The 20,061-nt window shown below is 34.3% G+C and carries 22 protein-coding genes and 1 riboswitch; of the genes, 6 read left to right on the top strand and 16 right to left on the bottom strand.

What is annotated here, in order from left to right; translation table 11 throughout:
• Positions 1–145: 145 nt before the first annotated feature.
• Genes CQ058_RS04235 through CQ058_RS04250 form a run of 4 tightly spaced genes read right to left on the bottom strand, consistent with a single transcriptional unit; the run spans position 146 to position 2,938 of the window.
• Positions 146–1,087, bottom strand: a complete 942-nt coding sequence (locus CQ058_RS04235) for a serine hydrolase domain-containing protein (protein ID WP_002190036.1) — start codon at positions 1,085–1,087, stop codon at positions 146–148.
• A 17-nt stretch (positions 1,088–1,104) separates the two neighbouring features.
• The gene (locus tag CQ058_RS04240) at positions 1,105–2,001 is read right to left on the bottom strand and encodes an AraC family transcriptional regulator (protein ID WP_002190037.1); all 897 of its coding nucleotides are present in this window, start codon (positions 1,999–2,001) and stop codon (positions 1,105–1,107) included.
• A gap of 47 nt (positions 2,002–2,048) precedes the next feature.
• Entirely contained in the window at positions 2,049–2,519 is a 471-nt protein-coding gene (locus tag CQ058_RS04245; protein WP_002190038.1) for a GNAT family N-acetyltransferase, read from the bottom strand.
• 17 nt (positions 2,520–2,536) lie between these two features.
• Positions 2,537–2,938 (bottom strand): DUF3980 domain-containing protein, encoded by a 402-nt coding sequence (locus CQ058_RS04250; protein ID WP_002190039.1) that lies wholly within the window; start codon positions 2,936–2,938, stop codon positions 2,537–2,539.
• 96 nt (positions 2,939–3,034) lie between these two features.
• Here CQ058_RS04250 and CQ058_RS04255 point away from each other — a divergent pair, with 96 nt between their 5' ends.
• Complete coding sequence (locus tag CQ058_RS04255; protein WP_105589485.1) at positions 3,035–3,502, top strand: NUDIX hydrolase; 468 nt, start codon at positions 3,035–3,037, stop codon at positions 3,500–3,502.
• An 18-nt stretch (positions 3,503–3,520) separates the two neighbouring features.
• Here CQ058_RS04255 and CQ058_RS04260 read toward each other — a convergent pair whose 3' ends face one another.
• Positions 3,521–4,432 (bottom strand): DMT family transporter, encoded by a 912-nt coding sequence (locus tag CQ058_RS04260; protein ID WP_002190042.1) that lies wholly within the window; start codon positions 4,430–4,432, stop codon positions 3,521–3,523.
• Between the two features lie 124 nt (positions 4,433–4,556).
• Between CQ058_RS04260 and pdxR the strand changes: the two genes are divergently transcribed.
• A complete protein-coding gene (gene pdxR, locus CQ058_RS04265; protein ID WP_002190043.1) occupies positions 4,557–5,999 on the top strand; it encodes a MocR-like pyridoxine biosynthesis transcription factor PdxR in 1,443 nt (480 codons plus the stop codon).
• Between the two features lie 80 nt (positions 6,000–6,079).
• Positions 6,080–6,520, top strand: a complete 441-nt coding sequence (locus CQ058_RS04270) for a YaiI/YqxD family protein (RefSeq protein ID WP_002190044.1) — start codon at positions 6,080–6,082, stop codon at positions 6,518–6,520.
• Positions 6,521–6,606: 86 nt separating this feature from the next.
• On the opposite strand, the gene CQ058_RS04275 is transcribed toward CQ058_RS04270, so the two are convergent.
• Complete coding sequence (locus tag CQ058_RS04275) at positions 6,607–6,921, bottom strand: DUF3892 domain-containing protein (protein ID WP_002190045.1); 315 nt, start codon at positions 6,919–6,921, stop codon at positions 6,607–6,609.
• 249 nt (positions 6,922–7,170) lie between these two features.
• On the opposite strand from CQ058_RS04275, the gene CQ058_RS04280 reads away from it, so the two are divergent.
• Entirely contained in the window at positions 7,171–8,046 is an 876-nt protein-coding gene (locus CQ058_RS04280; protein WP_002190046.1) for a hypothetical protein, read from the top strand.
• A 315-nt stretch (positions 8,047–8,361) separates the two neighbouring features.
• On the opposite strand, the gene CQ058_RS04285 is transcribed toward CQ058_RS04280, so the two are convergent.
• From CQ058_RS04285 to CQ058_RS04325, 9 genes are all read right to left on the bottom strand, one after another.
• The gene (locus tag CQ058_RS04285; protein WP_002190047.1) at positions 8,362–9,363 is read right to left on the bottom strand and encodes a sensor histidine kinase; all 1,002 of its coding nucleotides are present in this window, start codon (positions 9,361–9,363) and stop codon (positions 8,362–8,364) included.
• Positions 9,360–10,031 carry a response regulator transcription factor gene (locus CQ058_RS04290; protein ID WP_002032977.1) on the bottom strand — a complete coding sequence of 224 codons (672 nt, stop codon included), beginning with the start codon at positions 10,029–10,031 and terminating at the stop codon, positions 9,360–9,362. Before CQ058_RS04290 ends, CQ058_RS04285 begins: the two co-directional genes overlap by 4 nt.
• Before the next feature lie 34 nt (positions 10,032–10,065).
• A complete protein-coding gene (locus CQ058_RS04295) occupies positions 10,066–11,052 on the bottom strand; it encodes an alpha/beta fold hydrolase (RefSeq protein ID WP_002032975.1) in 987 nt (328 codons plus the stop codon).
• A 133-nt stretch (positions 11,053–11,185) separates the two neighbouring features.
• On the bottom strand, positions 11,186–12,010 hold the full coding sequence (locus CQ058_RS04300) for a DUF2785 domain-containing protein (protein ID WP_002190050.1): 825 nt from the start codon (positions 12,008–12,010) through the stop codon (positions 11,186–11,188).
• A 275-nt stretch (positions 12,011–12,285) separates the two neighbouring features.
• Positions 12,286–12,828 (bottom strand): GrpB family protein, encoded by a 543-nt coding sequence (locus tag CQ058_RS04305; RefSeq protein WP_002142334.1) that lies wholly within the window; start codon positions 12,826–12,828, stop codon positions 12,286–12,288.
• A gap of 49 nt (positions 12,829–12,877) precedes the next feature.
• Positions 12,878–13,540 carry an AAA family ATPase gene (locus tag CQ058_RS04310; RefSeq protein ID WP_002142335.1) on the bottom strand — a complete coding sequence of 221 codons (663 nt, stop codon included), beginning with the start codon at positions 13,538–13,540 and terminating at the stop codon, positions 12,878–12,880.
• Positions 13,541–13,683: 143 nt separating this feature from the next.
• Positions 13,684–14,427, bottom strand: a complete 744-nt coding sequence (locus CQ058_RS04315) for a metallophosphoesterase family protein (protein WP_002032968.1) — start codon at positions 14,425–14,427, stop codon at positions 13,684–13,686.
• 13 nt (positions 14,428–14,440) lie between these two features.
• The gene (locus tag CQ058_RS04320; RefSeq protein ID WP_002190052.1) at positions 14,441–15,379 is read right to left on the bottom strand and encodes an aminoglycoside phosphotransferase family protein; all 939 of its coding nucleotides are present in this window, start codon (positions 15,377–15,379) and stop codon (positions 14,441–14,443) included.
• Between the two features lie 14 nt (positions 15,380–15,393).
• Positions 15,394–16,191, bottom strand: a complete 798-nt coding sequence (locus CQ058_RS04325; protein WP_002032964.1) for a VOC family protein — start codon at positions 16,189–16,191, stop codon at positions 15,394–15,396.
• A 207-nt stretch (positions 16,192–16,398) separates the two neighbouring features.
• Between CQ058_RS04325 and CQ058_RS04330 the strand changes: the two genes are divergently transcribed.
• Positions 16,399–17,301, top strand: a complete 903-nt coding sequence (locus CQ058_RS04330) for a sulfite exporter TauE/SafE family protein (protein WP_002127976.1) — start codon at positions 16,399–16,401, stop codon at positions 17,299–17,301.
• A 40-nt stretch (positions 17,302–17,341) separates the two neighbouring features.
• Here CQ058_RS04330 and CQ058_RS04335 read toward each other — a convergent pair whose 3' ends face one another.
• Entirely contained in the window at positions 17,342–17,791 is a 450-nt protein-coding gene (locus CQ058_RS04335) for a GNAT family N-acetyltransferase (RefSeq protein WP_002013596.1), read from the bottom strand.
• Between the two features lie 385 nt (positions 17,792–18,176).
• A riboswitch (Lysine riboswitch) is annotated at positions 18,177–18,369 on the top strand.
• 112 nt (positions 18,370–18,481) lie between these two features.
• Between CQ058_RS04335 and CQ058_RS04340 the strand changes: the two genes are divergently transcribed.
• Positions 18,482–19,948 (top strand): amino acid permease, encoded by a 1,467-nt coding sequence (locus tag CQ058_RS04340; RefSeq protein ID WP_002013597.1) that lies wholly within the window; start codon positions 18,482–18,484, stop codon positions 19,946–19,948.
• The last annotated feature ends 113 nt before the right edge of the window (positions 19,949–20,061 follow it).

Below are 20,061 nucleotides of genomic sequence, written 5' to 3' on the forward strand. Positions count from 1 at the left end.
TTATTCAATAATCGTATAAGGTGTTGAAGTTTTCTAATTTTAATTGAACGACTCCGTTCTCACAGCACTTATTTCAATCATGGAGAATATAACAAGTATAACTAAACCTTTCATTTTCATTTTCATTTTCATAAAAATACACATCTTAATCTTTTAAATAAGGAAGTATGCAGTCTTTAATTAACTTCCATCTATCTCCCACATTCGCCATAATTTCAGAAGAAATCACCACCACCAATTCCTTCTCCGGAATACAACAAATCACATTCCCACCATCGCCCATTGCACAGTATGAAAAGATTCCAGCCTCTTCTCGTAACCACCATAAGTAACCATATTGATTTTGGTTCATTTTTGTCGATTCTTTTATCCATGATTTTGATAGTATTTGTTTTCCATTATGAATACCTTCATTCAAATACAGCTGTCCAAACTTTTCCATATCTCTAACCGTTAACGTCAGTCCCCAGCCACCCGTCGAAATACCATTTGGATCGTGAACCCATCCTTTTACATCTTTTCCGAATAAGTCATCGAATCCAAATGCTTTCATATTGTAGTTTGGAATTTCTCTCATGCCGAGTGGTTGAAATAAGTACTCATTCGCAAATTCACGCGCACTTTTGCCTGTTGCGTTCGTTATAATCGCTGATAGTATATGAGCTCCTGCAGATGAGTATTTAAAAGATCCGATTTCTCCACTATCCCCCATTCTATTAAGTGTATACTGTACCCAATCCTCTTGTGTACATAGTTCTTCTAACGGTTCCTGCCAGTCTACAAAAGGATGTGGAGCCGTCATCGTAAGAAGATGTCGTACTGTTATTTCAGATGAATTAACGTTATATTCCGGGAAAAATTCTATTACTCTTTGATCAACACTTTTTATATACCCTTTATCTACACATAGTCCAATTAACGCAGAAATAATCGTTTTTGTGACTGACGCTATATGAAATGCATCATCTGGCCCGTGTCCGTTATAATATTTTTCAAAAATAACATTACCTTTTTGTACTACTAACATACCATTAATATTTTTATATTCTTCTTTTATAATATTATCTAACTTTTTAACAGTTTCCATCCTTCTTCCTCCTTAATTTACAATTTAAAAGGTTCGATAGGTACATATATATCAACTATATGTTTATGTTCGGGATGCTGCCTTGGATCATTTCTATATACTTCAAAAGGGTACGAATCTCTCGGCTTATATCCGCTATTTGGAAGCCAATCACCGTATAAGAAATCCCATGCTCCTTTATATTCATCTTGGAATATTTCAAAATGACCTACCGCATACTTTCCAGAAGGTATTACCATTATTCCAATGTCGCTCGTTTCTACTGCGGACTCATTCGGAATTGTTATACATAGACTTGTTCTTAAATGATAGTCTTCTGTGAACTCATGATGATCATGGTAAATTGTTAATACCTTCGTATCCTCGAATGCATGATAGTTTTGCTCCGATGCGTAATGAAATAGTTTTTCGATCATTTTCGGAAAATCTATAGCTAAATCTTTATATGTACCTACATGTCTTATGTATGCGACGTTTACTTTGTCCGCTGTTACAATTTCGACCTCTCCTCGAACCTTCTTACACTCATTGTATTGAGAATCTTCGCTAACGTCTTTGCAATTCTTGCTATTGTGATTTCTATATTGAGACGGACTTACTCCGTAATAACTTTTAAATGTCCGGGAGAAAACTGCTGAATCTGTGAACCCGAAGTAATACGCAATGTCTGTAATCGTCATATCTGTACGATAAGTAAGAAGGTGTGTTGCCCTCTCTAACTTCAAACGATTCACATACCGAGATAACGGCTCATCCATCATCCCTTTAAAAATTCTATGAAAATGAAATTTTGAGAAGCCTGCCACATTAGCTAAATCTTCAATTGAAAGTGAATCATTTATATGTGATTCTATATAGTCTTGCACTTTATAAATACGTCGTAAATACTCGTTTCTACTTTGAGAACTCTCCATATTTATCCCTCCTCACAACAAAAAGGCTAACTTTACGTCAGCCTACTTTACACATTTTTTAAAAATAAAACTCTACTCCCGCCGTTCCCATCATAATTTGTATGTACGGATACACCTTCTATTTCATCATCCCCAGCTTCAATTTGAAATCCGATTTCTTGATGAAATTCAATTGACTTTTTATTAACTGGTGACGTTATCGCTTTTACAACTTTACGGTTATTTGCACGAGCGACATCGAAGAAATAAGAATATAACGTCGATGCGATTCCTTTTCGTCTAAACTTCGGATTTACACCGATAAAATGAACGTACGCTTCATCTTTATGCGTTTGCGAAAAAAATCCACATAAGAAACCTAACGTTTTTCCATCTTCTTCAATGATAAAACTCGTTTCTTGAAAATGGACGAAAAACAACTTCGGCAACATACTAGCCATATCTCTTCCGCCCCACCAATCATTTAATACAGAATGAATCTTTACATAATCTTCCCCTTGAATGTTTCTTACTCGCATGTATTTCTCCCTCTCACTCACTTCATTTTTTCATATATTTTAATAACCGTTTCGACTAACAGAATGAATACCCAAATACCTGAAAATACAAGAACAGACTGGAATATCGATCCAATTATCATAACACCAACTGCACCTGTTATTGAAAATGATATTCCACCAAGCCCTGGATCCTGTATAAGTGCTCCAGCAGAAAAAGCAGTTATAATAGATACTATTAAATAAATAACACTCATTATTTTTAATATTTTTATAGAAAGATACGAGGTTTGTTCTTCTTCCACTTGTGATAATTCGATTTCCCCGCTCGCAATTCCTTTTTGTAGACAATCTTCACACAAAAATTCTTCCTTTATTTTTTTACCCCCATGTATTGTACCCGTTATTTCTTTACACCTTGAACATTTTCGATTTATCATGTTGTTATCACTCCACTCCTATAAGATTATACTTATATAATTCTACATTTTCCTTAATATTCCTTTTATGTATTTTATAGAGAAAGGTCGTGTTTTATGATTTCAAAACTCACGTTTGGCTCGAAAAAACGTACCGTTCATTATGTATTAAGGCCTAGTTGTTATTCGGTTATTTTTCATTCATCTTCTTCAAAGATTGCTGTTATCCAAAAAGGAGACCGTTACTTTTTACCTGGTGGCGGTATGGAAGGTAATGAAACAAAAGAAGAATGTTTACATCGTGAACTACTAGAGGAATTAGGATGGGCAATTGAAATTGATCAATATATCGGTAATGCAGCAAGATATTTTTATGCAGAAAAGGAAGATACATATTATTTAAACGATGGGTTCTTTTATAGCGCAAACATGGTACATCAGCAAAGTAATAACTGTGAAGATGATCATGTTTTAAAGTGGATGTCTCCTTTACTTGCTGTAGAGCTTCTCATTCATGATCATCAAAAATGGGCCGTTGAACAAGCGCTTTTATTACGAAATAAAAAAGGATCTCCTTCTATATGAAAGAGATCCTTTTTACTGTTAGCTTACTTTTTTCAAATTGAGAGCTGGCTTTTTGATTCCACCTTTTTTTACAACATATAAGCCGATAAAGATAATAAGTCCGCCAACGAGTTGCATCATATTGATTTGCTCTCCAATTGTTACAGCTGCAAAGATAACTGCGAACAATGGTACTAGATACATATAAACCATTACTTTCGTTGAACCTATTTTACTAATACCGACATACCACATTGCAAGTCCGAAAATTGTCGCAAAGACGATTGAATATGCTAGTGATCCCCAGCTTGGCATATCTACTGGCCACGTTAATGTATTTACGTTGAATAAACAGTATATAACGAGAGGTACAATTCCAATTAAAGTAGACCATGATGTGACTCTCATTGCGGAGTATTTTGTAATAAGTGGTTGCGCTAAAATGGGATACCATCCCCACGCAATTGCTGCGACTAATCCAATTACATTTCCGAGCCACGCATACTCGTATGTAGCTCCTCCCGTATGACCTGTTAATAAAACGAATGCTGCACCAATAAATGCTACTATTGAACCAATTTGTACTTTCATCGAAAAACGTTCTTGTTTGTGCAATACTGCTAATATCCCTGTAAATATAGGTGACATCGCAATTAATAATGAGGCGTTCGTTGCTGAAGTATATTTCACAGATAGCATAAACATCGTTTGGTACATTGTCGTTCCAACGATACCAACTGCTAATAATCGTAACCAATCTTTTCTTTCAATACGTAATGAGCGTTCCATAATAAATGTAATAAGTAATAATACCGGTGATGCTACTAAAAATCGTAAACTATTAAATTGAATGGATGACATAAATGCCACGCCATACTTTCCAATTGTATAATTTGCTCCCCATACTAATGCAACTGATACTAGGAGCCACTCCATTTGCCATCGTTTCATCCGAATCTCCCCTTCCCTATTTAGCATAGTAAAATTGGCTGGATATAACACCGTCCAATTGGCTGTTTTTTTACCCAGCCAATTTGTTATACTTAATGTATATAAGATTTGCGGAGGCGTTTGTATGGAATGGAAGCTAGATAACGACAGTAAAATCCCTATTTATCAGCAAGTTGTTGACTTTATTGAAAAACGTATTACATACGGAGAACTTCCTCCAGGTAGCTTCCTCCCTTCAGAACGGAAATTAGCTACGCAGTTAAATGTAAACCGAAGTACGGTAACGACCGCTTATAATGAACTACGTGCTATGGGAATTGTAGAAAGTACGACTGGTAAAGGTACACGTGTGAGTACACATATGTGGGGCGTTTCTCCAACATTAACGCCGAACTGGAGAGGTTTCGTAGAAGGTGGTACTTTTTTACCAAACTTACCGTTACTTCGCCATATTCGGGCAGAAGTACAACAAAATGAGAACATTATAGATTTCGCAAACGGAGAGCTCGGTTGTAATCTCTATCCTCACGATCAACTACAAACAATTTTGCGAGAACAACCGTTAACGCAGTCATTAAGTTACGATCATCCCCAGGGGTATCTCCCGCTAAGACAAGCGGTAGTAAAATATATGAAGGAATATTTAAAAGTTGAAGCGACCGAACAATCGATTATGATTACATCCGGCGCCCAACAAGCACTTCACCTTATCGTACAATGTTTATTAAATCCAGGTGACGCAGTCGCTTTCGAAAGCCCTTCACACTGTTATTCATTACCGTTATTCCAATCGGCAGGTATTCGTATTTTTCCATTACCTGTCGATGAACACGGTATTAATCCAGACGATGTGCAAGAGTTATATAGAAAGCATCGTATTAAAATGATCTTTTTAAATCCAAATTTCCAAAACCCTACGGGAACGATGCTGCATCCAAACCGTAGAAAGAAACTGCTATCACTTTGCGCAGACTTACGAATCGCGATCGTTGAAGATGACCCGTCCAGTTTACTTACGTTAGAAAATAAACAACCTTGCCCTACTTTAAAATCGATTGATGAAAACGGAACAGTCATTTATGTTCATTCCTTATCAAAAATGATTGCGCCAGGGTTACGAGTTGGCTGGCTTGTCGCTCCGCAGTCTGTCGTAGAGCGATTATCAGATGCGCGTCACCAAATGGAATTAGGAATGAGTATATTCCCGCAGTGGCTTATACAACAATTTTTCGAAACTGTACCATTTCAGTCGCATATCGTACCGTTACGAAAACAACTTGCAGAAAAAAGAGACATTATCGTTCGTTCCCTAAACGAGCAACTTCACGATAAAATCTCTTTCTCAAGCCCGACCGGTGGTATATACATATGGGGAAAATTAAACGAACCTATAAACGAAAAACAACTTATTATGCAAAGTTTAAAACAAGAAATTGCTTTTATGCCAGGTAGTATTTTCGGCGCGAAAGATGGTTATATTCGTTTATCTTATGGAAAAGTGAATATTGATCAAATTGAGGAAGGTATTTCTCGTTTGCGTGAGGCTATTTTGGTTTGTGGAAAATAACTTTAAATAAAGCTTTCTCGTTTGACAAAAGAAAAATCTACCATTATCATCAACTCGAACCTAGTTTTAGGAGTGATAAAATGAAAATTTACGTTGATGCAGATGCTTGTCCTGTAAAAGATGTGATTATTTATGAAGCTACGAATGCTGAAATTCCTGTTACCCTCGTTACTAGCTTTTCTCATTATTCTAATGCTAAGCAGCCAACAGGAGTAGAAACAATTTATGTTGATTCCGGAGCGGATGCTGCGGATTACCGGATTATGCAGTTAGCAAAAAAAGAAGATTTAATCGTAACGCAAGATTATGGTCTTGCTTCGCTTGCTTTAGCAAAAGGCTGTATCGTTCTACACCATAAAGGCTATAAGTATACGAATGAAAACATTGAACAATTGTTACAAACACGGTATTTAAGTGCAATGGTTCGAAAAAGCGGTAAGCGTACAAAGGGACCGAAACCATTTACAGCAGAAGATAAAGAGAAGTTTAGAGTGCTCTTTAAAAGTATCATCGCACTTTAAAAATGAACCGTCTATTTGCAAGGAAAACTTCGCAAAACAAAGAAGAGAATATCCAAATGAACATTCTCTTCTTGAGGTTTACCTGTTTAAAATGAAGGTAAATTATCTAAGTTATTTTCCTTTATTCCATCAGGTTCACTACGTATAATATCTCTACCATACTTATGAAATACGTCCACATGAACTAACTTCCCTGATTTCGCTTCACTAAGAGCAGTAATATAATCTAACTCTCTCCCGCTACTTGTCTTAAAAGCAATTAAATCCCCATCATCATTTTTACGAACGGCAACAATTTGTTCTGCTCCTGAATCAACTTCCTGAACTACTTCAAATTGAGCTTGCTCTTCTCCTTGATGTAAGTAATCATTATAAACTTTTTCAAAGTCTTTTTTGTCCATAAATTTCACCTCCAACACATTTTATTAGTATGGTTGTGAGGTGTTGATTTTATGTACTTTTCCCATCAAGTTAACAAAAATACACTACCACAAAGAGATTACCCCAATCATATTTTTTTCAATCTATTAGAAATTCATTTTTAAATTTTATAGAGTAGCTCGCAATATAAGTGAATTCGAACTGTTAATATTTACCTGATGATATTATAATTTATTATATCGAAAATATTTAAGAAACGGAGAATTATCATGTTGAATATAGATATTAATCGTTTAACTGATATTTGTTTAGAATATCAGCAGTCTAGATTTTATGTTACTAGAATCCCTAAAGATTTCTTATCAGTCGCAAAAAAACGTTTTTCTATACCAATTGATGACCGAATTTTTGCTTTTTTAAGTTATAACTTGTTTGGATCAGGAAAATATGGTGTTTACTTTACAAGTTCGGGTTTATACTGGAAAAATTGGTTATTAGGTACAGGGAATATGACATGGGATCAATTAAATGAAGTGCAACAAATTGAAATTGATAAAGATGGCTTTTTATCTTTTGATGCACAAAAAAGCTTTAATATTAGCGGAAGCGATTATCCGCCACTGTTATTTAAAGAATTACTTATGACTCTTATAAGTTCTTTCCATAATTCAAAGAAAAATGATATACATCCAGTTATAAAAATTAATGAGATAAAATCAATCTGTTCTTTGTTTGAGACGCATGATGAATTATTAGAACCTGATAATGGTTTATTTGTAGATACTCATATTTCACACAAAAAGTTAAAGGAAATTGGAGCAAAATATATTATTCCAAAAGAAGAAAAAATCATTGCTTTTTTAGATACATCAGTCCTTGGTAATTTGGGTAAAGGATCCGATGGAGTATTAATTTGTGAACCTGGTATATATTTTAGAGAAACTTTTGTACACTTGTATTTCCCATGGCATGCCTTTAGAAATGTTCCTATTACTTTGACTTCAAACGAATTAGAAATCGGAAAAGGAAACATATTTCATCTTCAACATGCTAGAATGCCTAGTCAGGATATTCTATTATTCATCAAGAATTTAAAACAATATGTGAATACTTTATATGAGGAAAATCCGCAACTACATATTTAATAAATTCGTTACATATAAGCTCGTGTATAATTAATTCTAAAATTTCAATTCAACTAAAAAACCGATTATTTTTGTAGGGAACCCACAGAAATAATCGGTTTTTAAATCTTATTCTTTGTTTAAATGCTCTTTTATGATGGAATCTGGTGATGAACCACATGCTCTAATTCGGTAGTCTTTTTAATATCTATGTCGTTTCTTCAAAATCTTCAATATAGCATCTGTGTAAAAAACGTACTCCACTCTTCTTCAGTTAAAAGCTTTTGGTTCTGTAACGACATGATAGATGTTACTAATACAACTTACACTAGAAATTTAAATATTCTTTTGAGTGTTTTCAAATGAAAACATAGTCCCCTCACTATTTGATTGTAAAGTGTATTTTATATCGAACATCTTTGATATATCTTCAATATTTTTTAAGCCGAGTCCCGTTCCTTTACTATTCATATCAAACCCAATCCCGTTATCTCTAAAGGAAACAATATCATTGCCTATGAGGATCTCAAGTTTTCTAGCTTGTGAATGTTTAAGGACATTTTGAAAAATGTTATCAAATAGCCTTTGAATCCATAACTCATTACTATTCCATATCAACTCTTCATCTTGTGGATTATATACTAATTCAATTTTATGAATGCTATACAAATAGCTCCATTTTTTAATCATATTTTCTATTAAATTATGTATATTCACTTCATCATTCACAATATAAGTATTCTCTAATGTCTCTGTAGATTGAACATTAAATTCGTTAGTTAAATCACTTATATATTGTATCTGCTCATACAGTGATTCAAGTACTGGTGCTTGTTCCTCGTATTCGCCTTCTAAATAATATAATTGTAATCTAACCGCTGTTAAGGGTGTATTAATATCATGCCGTAATTTATTTAATAGTTCTTTTTTTATTTGTTCCTGTTGTTGTAGTTCTAATTCTCGATAAGTCGTTCTTTCTATTAGCAAGTTTACTGATCTAATCAGTTCCCCCATTTCATCATCGCTTTTGACATCTATTATATTAGGGATTTTTTTATCACTTGCTAAATCTCGAATCGTTTGATTTAATACATTAATTTTATTTAATAATGAATTAATCGATTTTGAAAATACAAAAGCTAATACTAATAGTGATAATAAAAATATGATTAACATAGTAGGATATGCAAAGGATTCATGAAAAGGAATGTTCTTGTTTTTAGTTTTAAAGGCAACATTATAAATAACTGATACAAAGATACTAATCGACAATAATAACAATGGTACGCTAATAATAGCAGTGAATAGTAATAACTGATATTTCTTCTTTAATTTCATTTCTTCATAAAGGTATTTAATCTATACCCTTCTCCATATATGTTCTGAATTATGTTACCTGTTTTATCATCGATTTTGGTCCTAATTTTCTTTATATGTACGTTCATGATATTTTGATTTCTATCTTCGAGTTGCCATAAGTAATCAAAGAAGTGTTCTTTTGTTAGAATTCTATCCCTATTTTCATACAAATAGAAAAATATTTTACGCTCAATCGCTGTAAACACAACTTCATCACGCAAACCATTAATGAAAACCCTTTTATATTCTGCATCTATAAATAAATGTTTAATTTGCGTGAAAGTACCATATTGATTATCTAACATTTTCTGAATTCTTAACAATAATTCTCGAGGATCAAAAGGTTTTATCATGTATTCTTCTCCAATGGTAAGACCTTTTAGTTTACTATCAATATCATTCCGAGCTGATAAAAATATGATTGGAATATTTAATCCTAGATTTTTTATTTTCTTTGTAATTTGATAACCATCTTCACCTGGTAACATAACATCCATTATGACTAAATCTATTTCATGGATTACATCTAGAACATTCTTTCCTTCTTTCTCCCAATACACTTTATACTTCTCACGCTGCAAAATTTTTTGTAATAAATCTCCTATCATCAAATCATCTTCAACAATTAATATGTTATATTCTTTCATTATGTAGACCTTCCATCACTAAAATAACAATAGCTTAGTTCTTCACTACTTTATTATTAATAAAATCCATTACAAGTTTGTATATTTCATCAGGAGCGTATAAATAAATACTATGTGTACCTTCAATTTTTTTCACATCAGCTATCAATAACTTGCTAGCAAACTCCTCATAATCTCTGTTTTTTTGCTTTGTATATTTCGAGTTTTTATTTTCCCTAGCAATCGCATCTATAAATAAAATTGGTGTTTCTTTTGGGAATGATAAAGAATTAGATTTGTTACTGTTATTGTAACTTTGTAAAAGTTCTTGCTTCATATCATCATTAAAAGCTTGTTTATATGAGAGGGCTTTATAAATAGTTTTTTCCTGTTCGGTTAAAAAGGATTGCTGAATTACTTCGGGATTATAAGTAATAGAAGGAACTAATCGCTGAAAACCAATTTTCGTTAAAATATTCATCCCTTTTATTATTAATGAATCAACCTCGTCTATTTTATGAGTTACGTACTGATTAGGTAAACCAATATCTAACGCAATAATCCCTTTTACTTCACTTGGGTATTTTTGTGCCCAATAAATAGCCTCTATACCCGATAGAGAGTGTGGCACTAAAATATAGGGAGGTTTATTTCCACTTCTAATAAGCGCTTCTCTCGTTTGTTCTAATATCGTATCAATATCTCTATCATCATGAAAAACATCACTGTATCCATAACCAGCTCTCTCAATTACAGAAACCTTGTTTTCTTTCGAAAATTCACTATATAATCCTTTCAATTCATAAACAGGAGCGGCAATTCCAGATCCGGCCATAAATACAAAAGTATCCTTCCCGCTCCCCTCGTTATAAACATTCACTTTTTTATTATTGAAATTAACAAGTTCCCCTTCATTGTTCATTAATTTCGATTCCATTCTTAATTGATAGTTATGATATATGAATACAGCGCCTGTTCCAAGAAAAATAATGCTGCTACAAACAAAAAATATAATCTTTACTATCTTCAATATTTTTTTCATTTGACACCCCTTTCAGCCTATACTGAAAGGGTACAATGTAAAAATAAATTTCTAATAAATTTTTCAAAATTAATATTTTCTCTTTGTTTCTAAGTATGGATTTCTTTTAAAATTTCCAATTCAAACGCTATTTTTAATACCTACGCAAATCCTTCAAAGTCTTCAATATATCATCTGTAAAGGCAGTAGCACCCTCATTCTCTAAAGCTGTAAAATATAAACTTCTTAAGAAAGCTCTTATATTTTGTACTAAAATAGCATGCTGAGGATGTCGGATGTCTTCAACAATTGCTATACTATGTAGCCAATTGCTCCACTCTTCTTCAGTTAAAAGATTTTGATTACGTAACGACATAATTGGCGTTACTAATCTCTCATCCTCAAAGTGTATGTATACGTAGTCATTCAATCGAACCTTCTGACGAACAGCAGCTAGTATTGCATATGAAAACTCACGATTTTGTATTGTACGTGCTAAAGCATCTAGTGCATCTGCCGCATGTGCAGTAGAATGTGCCCAGCCTTTTCCTTCTACGTAACCTCTTACATCTTCTTCTAAATAGACATATTCCAGAACTTGTTCTGCCACACTATACAGTTGTTCTTCAGATAACAGTGGTTCTCTTTCATGAACAGATAAAATAAGCGGCGGAATTAATACGGAGAACGCACGTTTAAATACAGAATCTGTGCCCTTTTCACCAATTTTATAAAATAAATAATCAGGACTAATCGCTTGTAGCATTAATCCTCGTAATTCTTTTTGTCTAAATACATCATTTGTAATCCATTTGTGAAGCGTACTATAAATCAAATCATCACGTAATTCAGCATCAGGTGATCCGATATAATCTAGCATCCACTGTGCATATGGATATGCATCTACATCTTCTGGCACAGCATAATTATTATTTTGAATTTGTTGTAATTCTTCTTTTAGTTCTAGTACTTCTGTCATTATATTTCCTGTCCCCTTTTTACGTTTTTTAACTTCTTTTCGCCTTATCCCCTGTAATTTCCCTCATAAAATTAAGTCGACTTTTAATATAGTTTTAGTCCCTATCTTTCTATGAACTTGATTCAATTATATAAATTTCTCCCGAGAAATAAAAGGAAATACATTGGAACACCAAAGCTTCTCACTTTGTTTGCATGCATTTCATGTAAGTTTAAGTTATAAAATAAAGTATTTTTTTCATTTGTATTCAAACGTATTTACAATCAAAAATTAAATCATTTTAGAACTCGTTTAATAAACTCTGTTTTAGCTTTTGTGTATGCTTCTCTATCTTGGTTATATCTTTTAGCTAAATCTTGTTTCAGATTTGAATAATCATAAACTAATTGTGGATTTTCTCGTAAGCGGTTACGAAATAAAAGTTGTTGCTCCCATCGCTCAGTTCCTTTAACCATTAAATGCAGGTGAGCTACACGCCTATTATTCTTCACTTTCACAAAGAACCTTCTCCAAGGTCTTTCATCTAATTCCGGGCCTACATAATGCCAATCATATATAGACAATTTTGCTGAAATATCGAGCACTCTATCAAATGAGTCTGTTTCAGCCATTAGATCAATGATAGGTTTTGCAGGTAAACCAGGTATGGATGTACTTCCTATATGTATTACTTTGCTAATACCGAGAGGAGTAAGCAGTTCATAAAGTTGCTGTTCTTCACATCGTCCTTTATCTTGCCAATCAGGATTTGCATTAACTATCTCTACTGACTCATTCGCCCATACAGGCCAATCGTTCGGATTATCTTTTTTATCCACCCAACACATCCCCTTTCACGAACTTTTTGCTATATAAACGATTTTAAATTCATTTAAATACAACTACCGGATCATCAAAATTACTATTCTGAAATATAACATTCGCACATTCTTTCGGATTATGCTCATCTATATACATCTTACAAGCCGCATGATATCTGTTTATAAACATTTTCTCTGCTTCTTCATAACTTCCAAAAGCCTCAGTCTCGCGCTCTGCACCACGGTTTCTCGCAGTCTCAAAATCTGTATCTACGAAAATTTTATAGTCAAATAGATACTCAATTTCTTTTTTCAATAAAAATGTTCCATCTACTATTAGCACCATAGTTGGCGAGGCCACTAGCGGCGTATTATGTACAGGCATGTCCGTTATTAAGTTATGAGAAATCGTTTCATACTGTAAATTCCCGTTAGGTCCTAAAGGTTTTAATAGCCTTTCTTTGAAAGCTGTATAATCGTGTGCATCTTCATAATACCCTCTTGCAGACTCTTTTCCTTGTGCATAACGAATCACTCTCGGGTTATGAAAATCATCAATGCTGGTGCGTATTACTTGCACTCCCCGATTTTTCATTTCCTCTGCCAGTTCGTTTGCAAATGTTGTCTTTCCTGAAGCTGTTATACCATTTACTCCAACTCTTATTGGATGGGTTAATTTTAACGTTAAAATATGATCAGCAATTTCTTTCATGTATTGTTTTCGGAGCATGACATTCCCTCCTGTATGTTGTTTACATAATATAATTGCAGTAAATTAAATTTATCGCTATTTGTTGGTAAATCGATATATTAAAAAAATCGTTGAAATATTTTAAGTTATGATAGATATATTTTTATTGATTTATATTTTCCTTATTTCCCCTTAAAACCTCGATATAAAGCAGTCCGTAACTCTTGTTTGTATTCCTCAATTTCTGGCATATCCAACTCTTCAGCTAATCGGATGGCTAGTTCAATATCATATGGTACACGTACGAGTTGAATCGAAAAGCTTGCTGCTTCTTTTTCATTGTATGTTCCTTCAAAAATTAAATAGGAAGCTTGTGTAATTTCAAGTGGATTACCTACACTACCAGCATTACATAACGTTTTCCCTCTAAAATTTTGCACATACGCCTGATGAACGTCACCGTAACAAACGACATCTGGTTTTTTTTCCCCTTCTATATTCTCTGTGAGCTCACTATTTTCGAACATACTAATACGCTCTTCTCTTGTTGCATGTGGTTGAATTCTTTCATACAAACTTCTCGGTGAAGCGTGGAACATACGAATCAGTTTCCCACTCATATAAAACTCGATTGAAAATGGTAAGCTTCTTAAATACTCATTTTGTTCTTCTGACAATTGTTTTTGATGCCATTTTAACGCTTCAAATTCAGTCGGTTTTGTAATGAAATCATCCCAGTTTCCCATTACGGTTCCTTCACATTCTTTACGAACGATTTCAATTACTTCGCTAGAATGCGGACCTTTTCCTACTAAATCTCCAAGACAAATAATACGTTCAATTCCTCTTAATTTAATATCTTTCAGTACTGATTCTAATGCCGGAATATTACCATGTATATCTGAAATTACCGCAATTTTATCCAAATGAATCCCTCCGTTATTTATTGTTTATTATATCCTCATGTTGTGATTGATACCATTTTGGAATATAAGATGAAAAATGATTATGATCTTCTATAATTCGGTTCAATCTTTCTTTCATATCCTCTACTAAATGTGGTGTAGTTCGGTTTGTCCATACGATATCCGCTGGGAATGTCATCGCTGCATATAATGAATACAGTTTCCAAAAGTGGATTGACGGATCGCCTCCGCAATAACCGTGAACTTGTCCAACCGCAAATGGTTTGCTTATTCTTGTAGTAAAAATCGCTACATTATAAAAATCGTGTATTGGATCGCCAAAATCATATCCACCAAAATCAATAACGATAAACTCTTTATTGTGAATCATACTATTTGCTGGGTGGTAATCATCGTGTAAAAATGTGATAGGCCGATTTTTCAATAAATCTTTATGATGTTCTACAAAGGTGAATACTGGCTTCAAATCCAGAAAATTCACCTCATAATCTGCTAATGCCTCTATGTACCTTTCATACTTATTCCACCTAAATATTTCCCATTTATTACTTGCACTTTCTCTTTCTATCGAGTGAATTCTCTTTAATATTTCTCCTGCTTTTCTTCCTGCATTATACTGTTCTTCCACCAATAGCTTGCTTAAGATTTCTTCACCATTTACACCTTGGGTCCATTCAAATACTTGAACACATTTATTTAATCCCTCAAGTTTTATGAAATGAATTAACTTCGGCGTTGGAATATGTAATAACTCCAATTGTTTCATATACATATATTCTTCTTGTTTTCGTTCATAATTAGCAGAATCACACACTTTTACAAAATAAGTTTCTCGATTCTCTAGGTCAATTTTATACTTCTCTTCATGTGAAAAACCTTTTGTAATTGCTGTACATTTTACAATACGTGACCACTCTAGTTTTCTTTCTATCTCTCTTAACATTTCTTCCACAAAACTCACCTCTATTAATATACGAACAAACTACCTAACACTTCATACTCTCGTTTATTTTCCCCTTTAAACTCCACTGCAAATGGATATTCGCCATGATGCTTCAAACGTTCTAGTACTAGCCCTTCTCCAACTGGTTCACAAAACTGCACATGAACATCACCAAACGATACACTTTGACACTCAGCATTCCATTCTTCATTTTGTATGATTGAATTTGCAGTTAGCTCCATTACTTCTTTCCATTTCCGCACTGTTTCTCGAACATTTTTCACTGTATAATGAATCGTTTCAATTTCTTGTACTTTATTTTTATGTTCAGTGATCGTCCCTATTTTACGTAAATCGTTTCTTCTTTCTTCATCCGTTTCATTCCACTGTATAAAGAATGGTAATTTCGGTCCATTCTCTTCTTGCTTTACAAATAACATTTTCCATTCTAAAAGCCGGCCATCTTTTCTCATCCGTTTCCCTTCAAATGGTCCTATCGTATGTAAGCCGTGCTTACTAAATTTAACTGCTAGTTCTTCAATTGCATCTGTTCGAATTGCGATTTGTAGCATCCCTTCTCCATTTTTTAATTTCACCACTGTTTCTTGTACTAATGGATTTTCTGCTTCTTTCGCTTTTTCTTCATGCTGAACTGCTAAAAATTCTATATATGATAAATCAAAATAACATAAACTATTCCAAGTACCCCAAGTCGTATGCTCACCGCCTAATGCAGTATGAAATCCATGCTCCTGCATTTGTTTTGCCGCTTCCTCCGGTGTACAATGCACTGCGTGAACGAGATGATCAAATGCTAACATAGTCTTTCTCCCCTTTCTCTCCATCCTTTTATTGTATATTTTATTTTTCTTTCGTTCAATTCAAAAAACTTTAAAACCCAGTTGATTTATACGATTAATGTGTATTATAATAAAACAAATTTAATTATTGCTGATTGGAAAAACCAAAGGCACTTTTCTCATACGGGAAAAGTGTCTTTTTCATTTATTATTACAGGGGGATTATTTATGCAGAAATTAATTGTCTTTGCTATTATTGGATTTTTCGCTCAATTGATTGATGGCGCACTTGGTATGGCGTACGGGGTAACGTCTACCTCACTATTATTAATGTTTGGTATCGCACCAGCTGTAGCTTCCGCATCAGTTCATTTAGCTGAAGTCGTTACAACCGCCGCTTCTGGTGCATCTCATATCAAATTTGGAAACGTTGATAAATATACAGTTTCCAGACTTACATTACCAGGAGCAATTGGCGCATTTATTGGGGCATGTTTTTTAAGCAATTTACCTGGTGATGTAATTAAACCGTACATTTCCATATTTTTATTTACTTTAGGGGTTTATATTTTATTACGATTCATCATTCAAAAACAAATTGTTTCTTCAAATAAGCGTATGTCTGCTAAACAACTTGTACCACTTGGCTTATTCGCTGGATTCGTCGATTCAACTGGCGGCGGTGGTTGGGGGCCGATTACGACACCTGTTCTTCTTGCAAGAGGAAATGAAGCTAGAAAAGTTATTGGATCTGTAGATACGAGTGAATTTCCTGTTTCACTCGCTGCAACGATTGGCTTTTTCATTTCACTTGGCTGGGAACAAGTAAGCTGGGTTTGGGTATTTGCCCTCATGCTTGGTGGTATTGTTGCCGCACCAATCGCCGCATGGTTAGTACGCATCGTTCCTTCTCATTTACTTGGCGTACTCGTTGGCGGACTTATTATCTTTACGAATATACGTACACTGCTTACTACATTTAAAGTAGATCCAACTATTATTTCACTTTCTTACGTTGCAGTTGGTCTTGTCGTTATTATATCTATTTTTATTGCTGTTCGTAATCATTCCAATCGTTCTAACGTATCGACAGCCGGCTATCCGAAAGATCAAAAACAAATGCTACCATAATTAATAATAATACCGCCCGATTTACTTCGAGCGGTATTTTTTATTTTTCTATTTTCCAATTGACCATCGTTTCAGTACTATTTACTCTTTTCATATGTAATTTCTCTAAGACACGAATAGAGCTATAATTATCAAGGAGTGTCTCCGCTATAATCGTTTCCACTTCCCCTGTTTGAAAAGCCCATTTCATTAATTCACTAACTGCTTCTGTTGCATACCCTTTATTCCAATATTTCTCAATAAATCCGTAACCAATTTCTACCGTATGTTGCTCATTCGGTTTCCCTTTAAATCCTATATCACCTAGAACCACATCATCCTCTTTCCGAATAACATACCACGGTCCCCACGGTAATGAAGCCACATCTCGTTTCACATTTTCTATATGCCCTACAATATGTGGGCCACTATTGTATCCTTGATTATTCGCAATTTGAATCCATTCTTCTGTACACGGTACTATATATAATCTTTCCGTTTCTAATTTCATAATGATATCCCCTTTTCAATTAAACAATACCTCAATTTTATCAGAAATAAAAAGAATATTCATTCTATTTATCGGATTTATACTTATTTCTTTGAAACGAATTTAAGGAATAATCCCCTTTTAATAGTTATGTCGAATTATATTTTCTGAATTTTCTTTTAATTTTAAAGGGTTTTTCAATATTTTTTGCGAAACATTTGTATAACAATTTTTTCTTTGCTTATTGTTACATAAAAGTAGGTTCGGGTGGAGTTTTGCAAGCGTTTCCTATACAATAACCGATATTTTTTGACTTTTCCTAACAAAATCCCTTGCAATATATTCAGAAAATCATTACAATTGCCATATATTAAAAATCATAGCAATTTATAAATCCTCATCAATCCGATGAGGTAGAGGTTGCGACTTTTAAAAGTAAAATGGACGAGACACAGCGAATGTCACTGACTCCGTTTGAAAGGAAAAGTTGCCGAAGTTTATATTTCTTCTCTGGAAATATGAGCTGGGGCTGTCTCCGAAAGGAACAGAACTGTCACGTTTACAAAATTACCGTGTAAACGTGGTGTGCTATCTTAACGGAAGGGTATGATGGGGTGGTTATTTGTGAAACGTTCCGCCTAATTCCTTTGGCGGTTTTTTGTATTTTTCTCCCCCGCTCCTTCCTAACCTACAAGAAAAGGAGTGTTGAACATGAATAGCGCAACAAATCAATCTACCTCTAAAACGCAAACTACACAAGGACAAGGTGAATTAAAACGCGGATTAAAATCTCGTCACCTTACGATGATTTCTCTCGGTGGTACAATCGGTACCGGATTATTTCTTGCCAGTGGTGGTGTTATCCATTCAGCTGGTCCTGGCGGTGCATTAGTCGCATATGCCGCAATTGGAATTATGGTTTATTTTTTAATGACAAGCTTAGCAGAACTCGCGGCTTACATGCCTGTTACTGGATCTTTTAGCACTTATGCAACAAAATTTGTTGATCCATCACTTGGTTTTGCACTTGGATGGAACTATTGGTATAACTGGGCGATTACGATTGCAGCTGAACTAGCGGCCGTAACATTAATTATGAAATTTTGGTTCCCAGATACCCCTTCTCTTATTTGGAGTGGACTTTGTTTAGCTATTATTTTTCTCTTAAACTATTTATCTGTTAAAGGTTTTGGTGAATCTGAATATTGGTTCGCACTTATTAAAGTAGTTACTATTATTATCTTTTTAATTGTCGGTTTTATGATGATTTTTGGAATTATGGGCGGCGAATCTGTCGGCTTTAAAAACTTCACTGTTGCAGATGCACCATTTAATGGCGGCATCATGGCAATTATCGGTGTATTTATGGCTGCTGGTTTCTCATTCCAAGGAACTGAATTATTAGGAGTAGCTGCTGGTGAAACTGCTGATCCAGAACGCAATATTCCGAAAGCAATTCGTTCTATCTTTTGGCGCATTTTATTATTCTATATTTTAGCAATTCTCGTTATCGGTTTATTAATTCCTTATACGACTGAAAGCCTTGCAGCAAGTGATGTTACAGTAAGTCCATTTACACTTGTATTTGAAAAAGCGGGCGTTGCCTTCGCTGCTTCTGTTATGAACGCTGTTATTTTAACTGCAGTACTTTCTGCTGGTAACTCTGGAATGTATGCATCAACTCGTATGCTTTGGGATTTAGCTCGCCAAGGAAAAGCACCAAAGTTCTTAGGGAAATTAGATAGCCGCGGTGTACCTGTTAACGCATTAATCGCAACATCAGTAGTTGGTAGCGTCGCTTTCATCGCTTCTTTATTCGGTGACGGTGTTGTATACATTTGGTTATTAAATGCTTCTGGGATGTCAGGATTTATTGCTTGGGTAGGGATTGCTATTAGTCATTACCGTTTCCGTAAAGCTTATATTGCACAAGGGAAAGATTTGAAAGATTTACCATATCAAGCGAAATGGTTCCCGTTCGGTCCAATCTTTGCATTTACACTTTGTGTTATCGTTATTTTAGGTCAAAACTACGGAGCATTTACAGGAGCATCTATCGACTGGAACGGTGTACTCGTTTCTTACATCGGTTTACCACTCTTCTTAGTACTATGGTTAGGTTATAAATTTACTAAGAAAACGAAAGTCATTCCACTTGATAAATGTGAACTGAAATAGAGTATAGCAAAACGAGCAAACAAAATTGTTTGCTCGTTTTTTTATTACAATTCCATTTACTTCCCTATTTCTTATCTTTTTGCAATAATAAAGTAAATACACTTAAAGGTTGG

The sequence above is a fragment of the Bacillus sp. MYb56 genome (genome assembly GCF_002976445.1).
Taxonomy (GTDB): domain Bacteria; phylum Bacillota; class Bacilli; order Bacillales; family Bacillaceae_G; genus Bacillus_A; species Bacillus_A mycoides.

Bases quoted from the DNA above. Each gene is read 5' to 3' on its own strand.
- CQ058_RS04235 (WP_002190036.1), bottom strand. From the start codon at position 1,087: ATGGAAACTGTTAAAAAGTTAGATAATATTATAAAAGAAGAATATAAA.
- CQ058_RS04240 (WP_002190037.1), bottom strand. From the start codon at position 2,001: ATGGAGAGTTCTCAAAGTAGAAACGAGTATTTACGACGTATTTATAAA.
- CQ058_RS04245 (WP_002190038.1), bottom strand. From the start codon at position 2,519: ATGCGAGTAAGAAACATTCAAGGGGAAGATTATGTAAAGATTCATTCT.
- CQ058_RS04250 (WP_002190039.1), bottom strand. From the start codon at position 2,938: ATGATAAATCGAAAATGTTCAAGGTGTAAAGAAATAACGGGTACAATA.
- CQ058_RS04255 (WP_105589485.1), top strand. From the start codon at position 3,035: ATGATTTCAAAACTCACGTTTGGCTCGAAAAAACGTACCGTTCATTAT.
- CQ058_RS04260 (WP_002190042.1), bottom strand. From the start codon at position 4,432: ATGAAACGATGGCAAATGGAGTGGCTCCTAGTATCAGTTGCATTAGTA.
- pdxR (WP_002190043.1), top strand. From the start codon at position 4,557: ATGGAATGGAAGCTAGATAACGACAGTAAAATCCCTATTTATCAGCAA.
- CQ058_RS04270 (WP_002190044.1), top strand. From the start codon at position 6,080: ATGAAAATTTACGTTGATGCAGATGCTTGTCCTGTAAAAGATGTGATT.
- CQ058_RS04275 (WP_002190045.1), bottom strand. From the start codon at position 6,921: ATGGACAAAAAAGACTTTGAAAAAGTTTATAATGATTACTTACATCAA.
- CQ058_RS04280 (WP_002190046.1), top strand. From the start codon at position 7,171: ATGTTGAATATAGATATTAATCGTTTAACTGATATTTGTTTAGAATAT.
- CQ058_RS04285 (WP_002190047.1), bottom strand. From the start codon at position 9,363: ATGAAATTAAAGAAGAAATATCAGTTATTACTATTCACTGCTATTATT.
- CQ058_RS04290 (WP_002032977.1), bottom strand. From the start codon at position 10,031: ATGAAAGAATATAACATATTAATTGTTGAAGATGATTTGATGATAGGA.
- CQ058_RS04295 (WP_002032975.1), bottom strand. From the start codon at position 11,052: ATGAAAAAAATATTGAAGATAGTAAAGATTATATTTTTTGTTTGTAGC.
- CQ058_RS04300 (WP_002190050.1), bottom strand. From the start codon at position 12,010: ATGACAGAAGTACTAGAACTAAAAGAAGAATTACAACAAATTCAAAAT.
- CQ058_RS04310 (WP_002142335.1), bottom strand. From the start codon at position 13,540: ATGCTCCGAAAACAATACATGAAAGAAATTGCTGATCATATTTTAACG.
- CQ058_RS04325 (WP_002032964.1), bottom strand. From the start codon at position 16,191: ATGTTAGCATTTGATCATCTCGTTCACGCAGTGCATTGTACACCGGAG.
- CQ058_RS04330 (WP_002127976.1), top strand. From the start codon at position 16,399: ATGCAGAAATTAATTGTCTTTGCTATTATTGGATTTTTCGCTCAATTG.
- CQ058_RS04335 (WP_002013596.1), bottom strand. From the start codon at position 17,791: ATGAAATTAGAAACGGAAAGATTATATATAGTACCGTGTACAGAAGAA.
- CQ058_RS04340 (WP_002013597.1), top strand. From the start codon at position 18,482: ATGAATAGCGCAACAAATCAATCTACCTCTAAAACGCAAACTACACAA.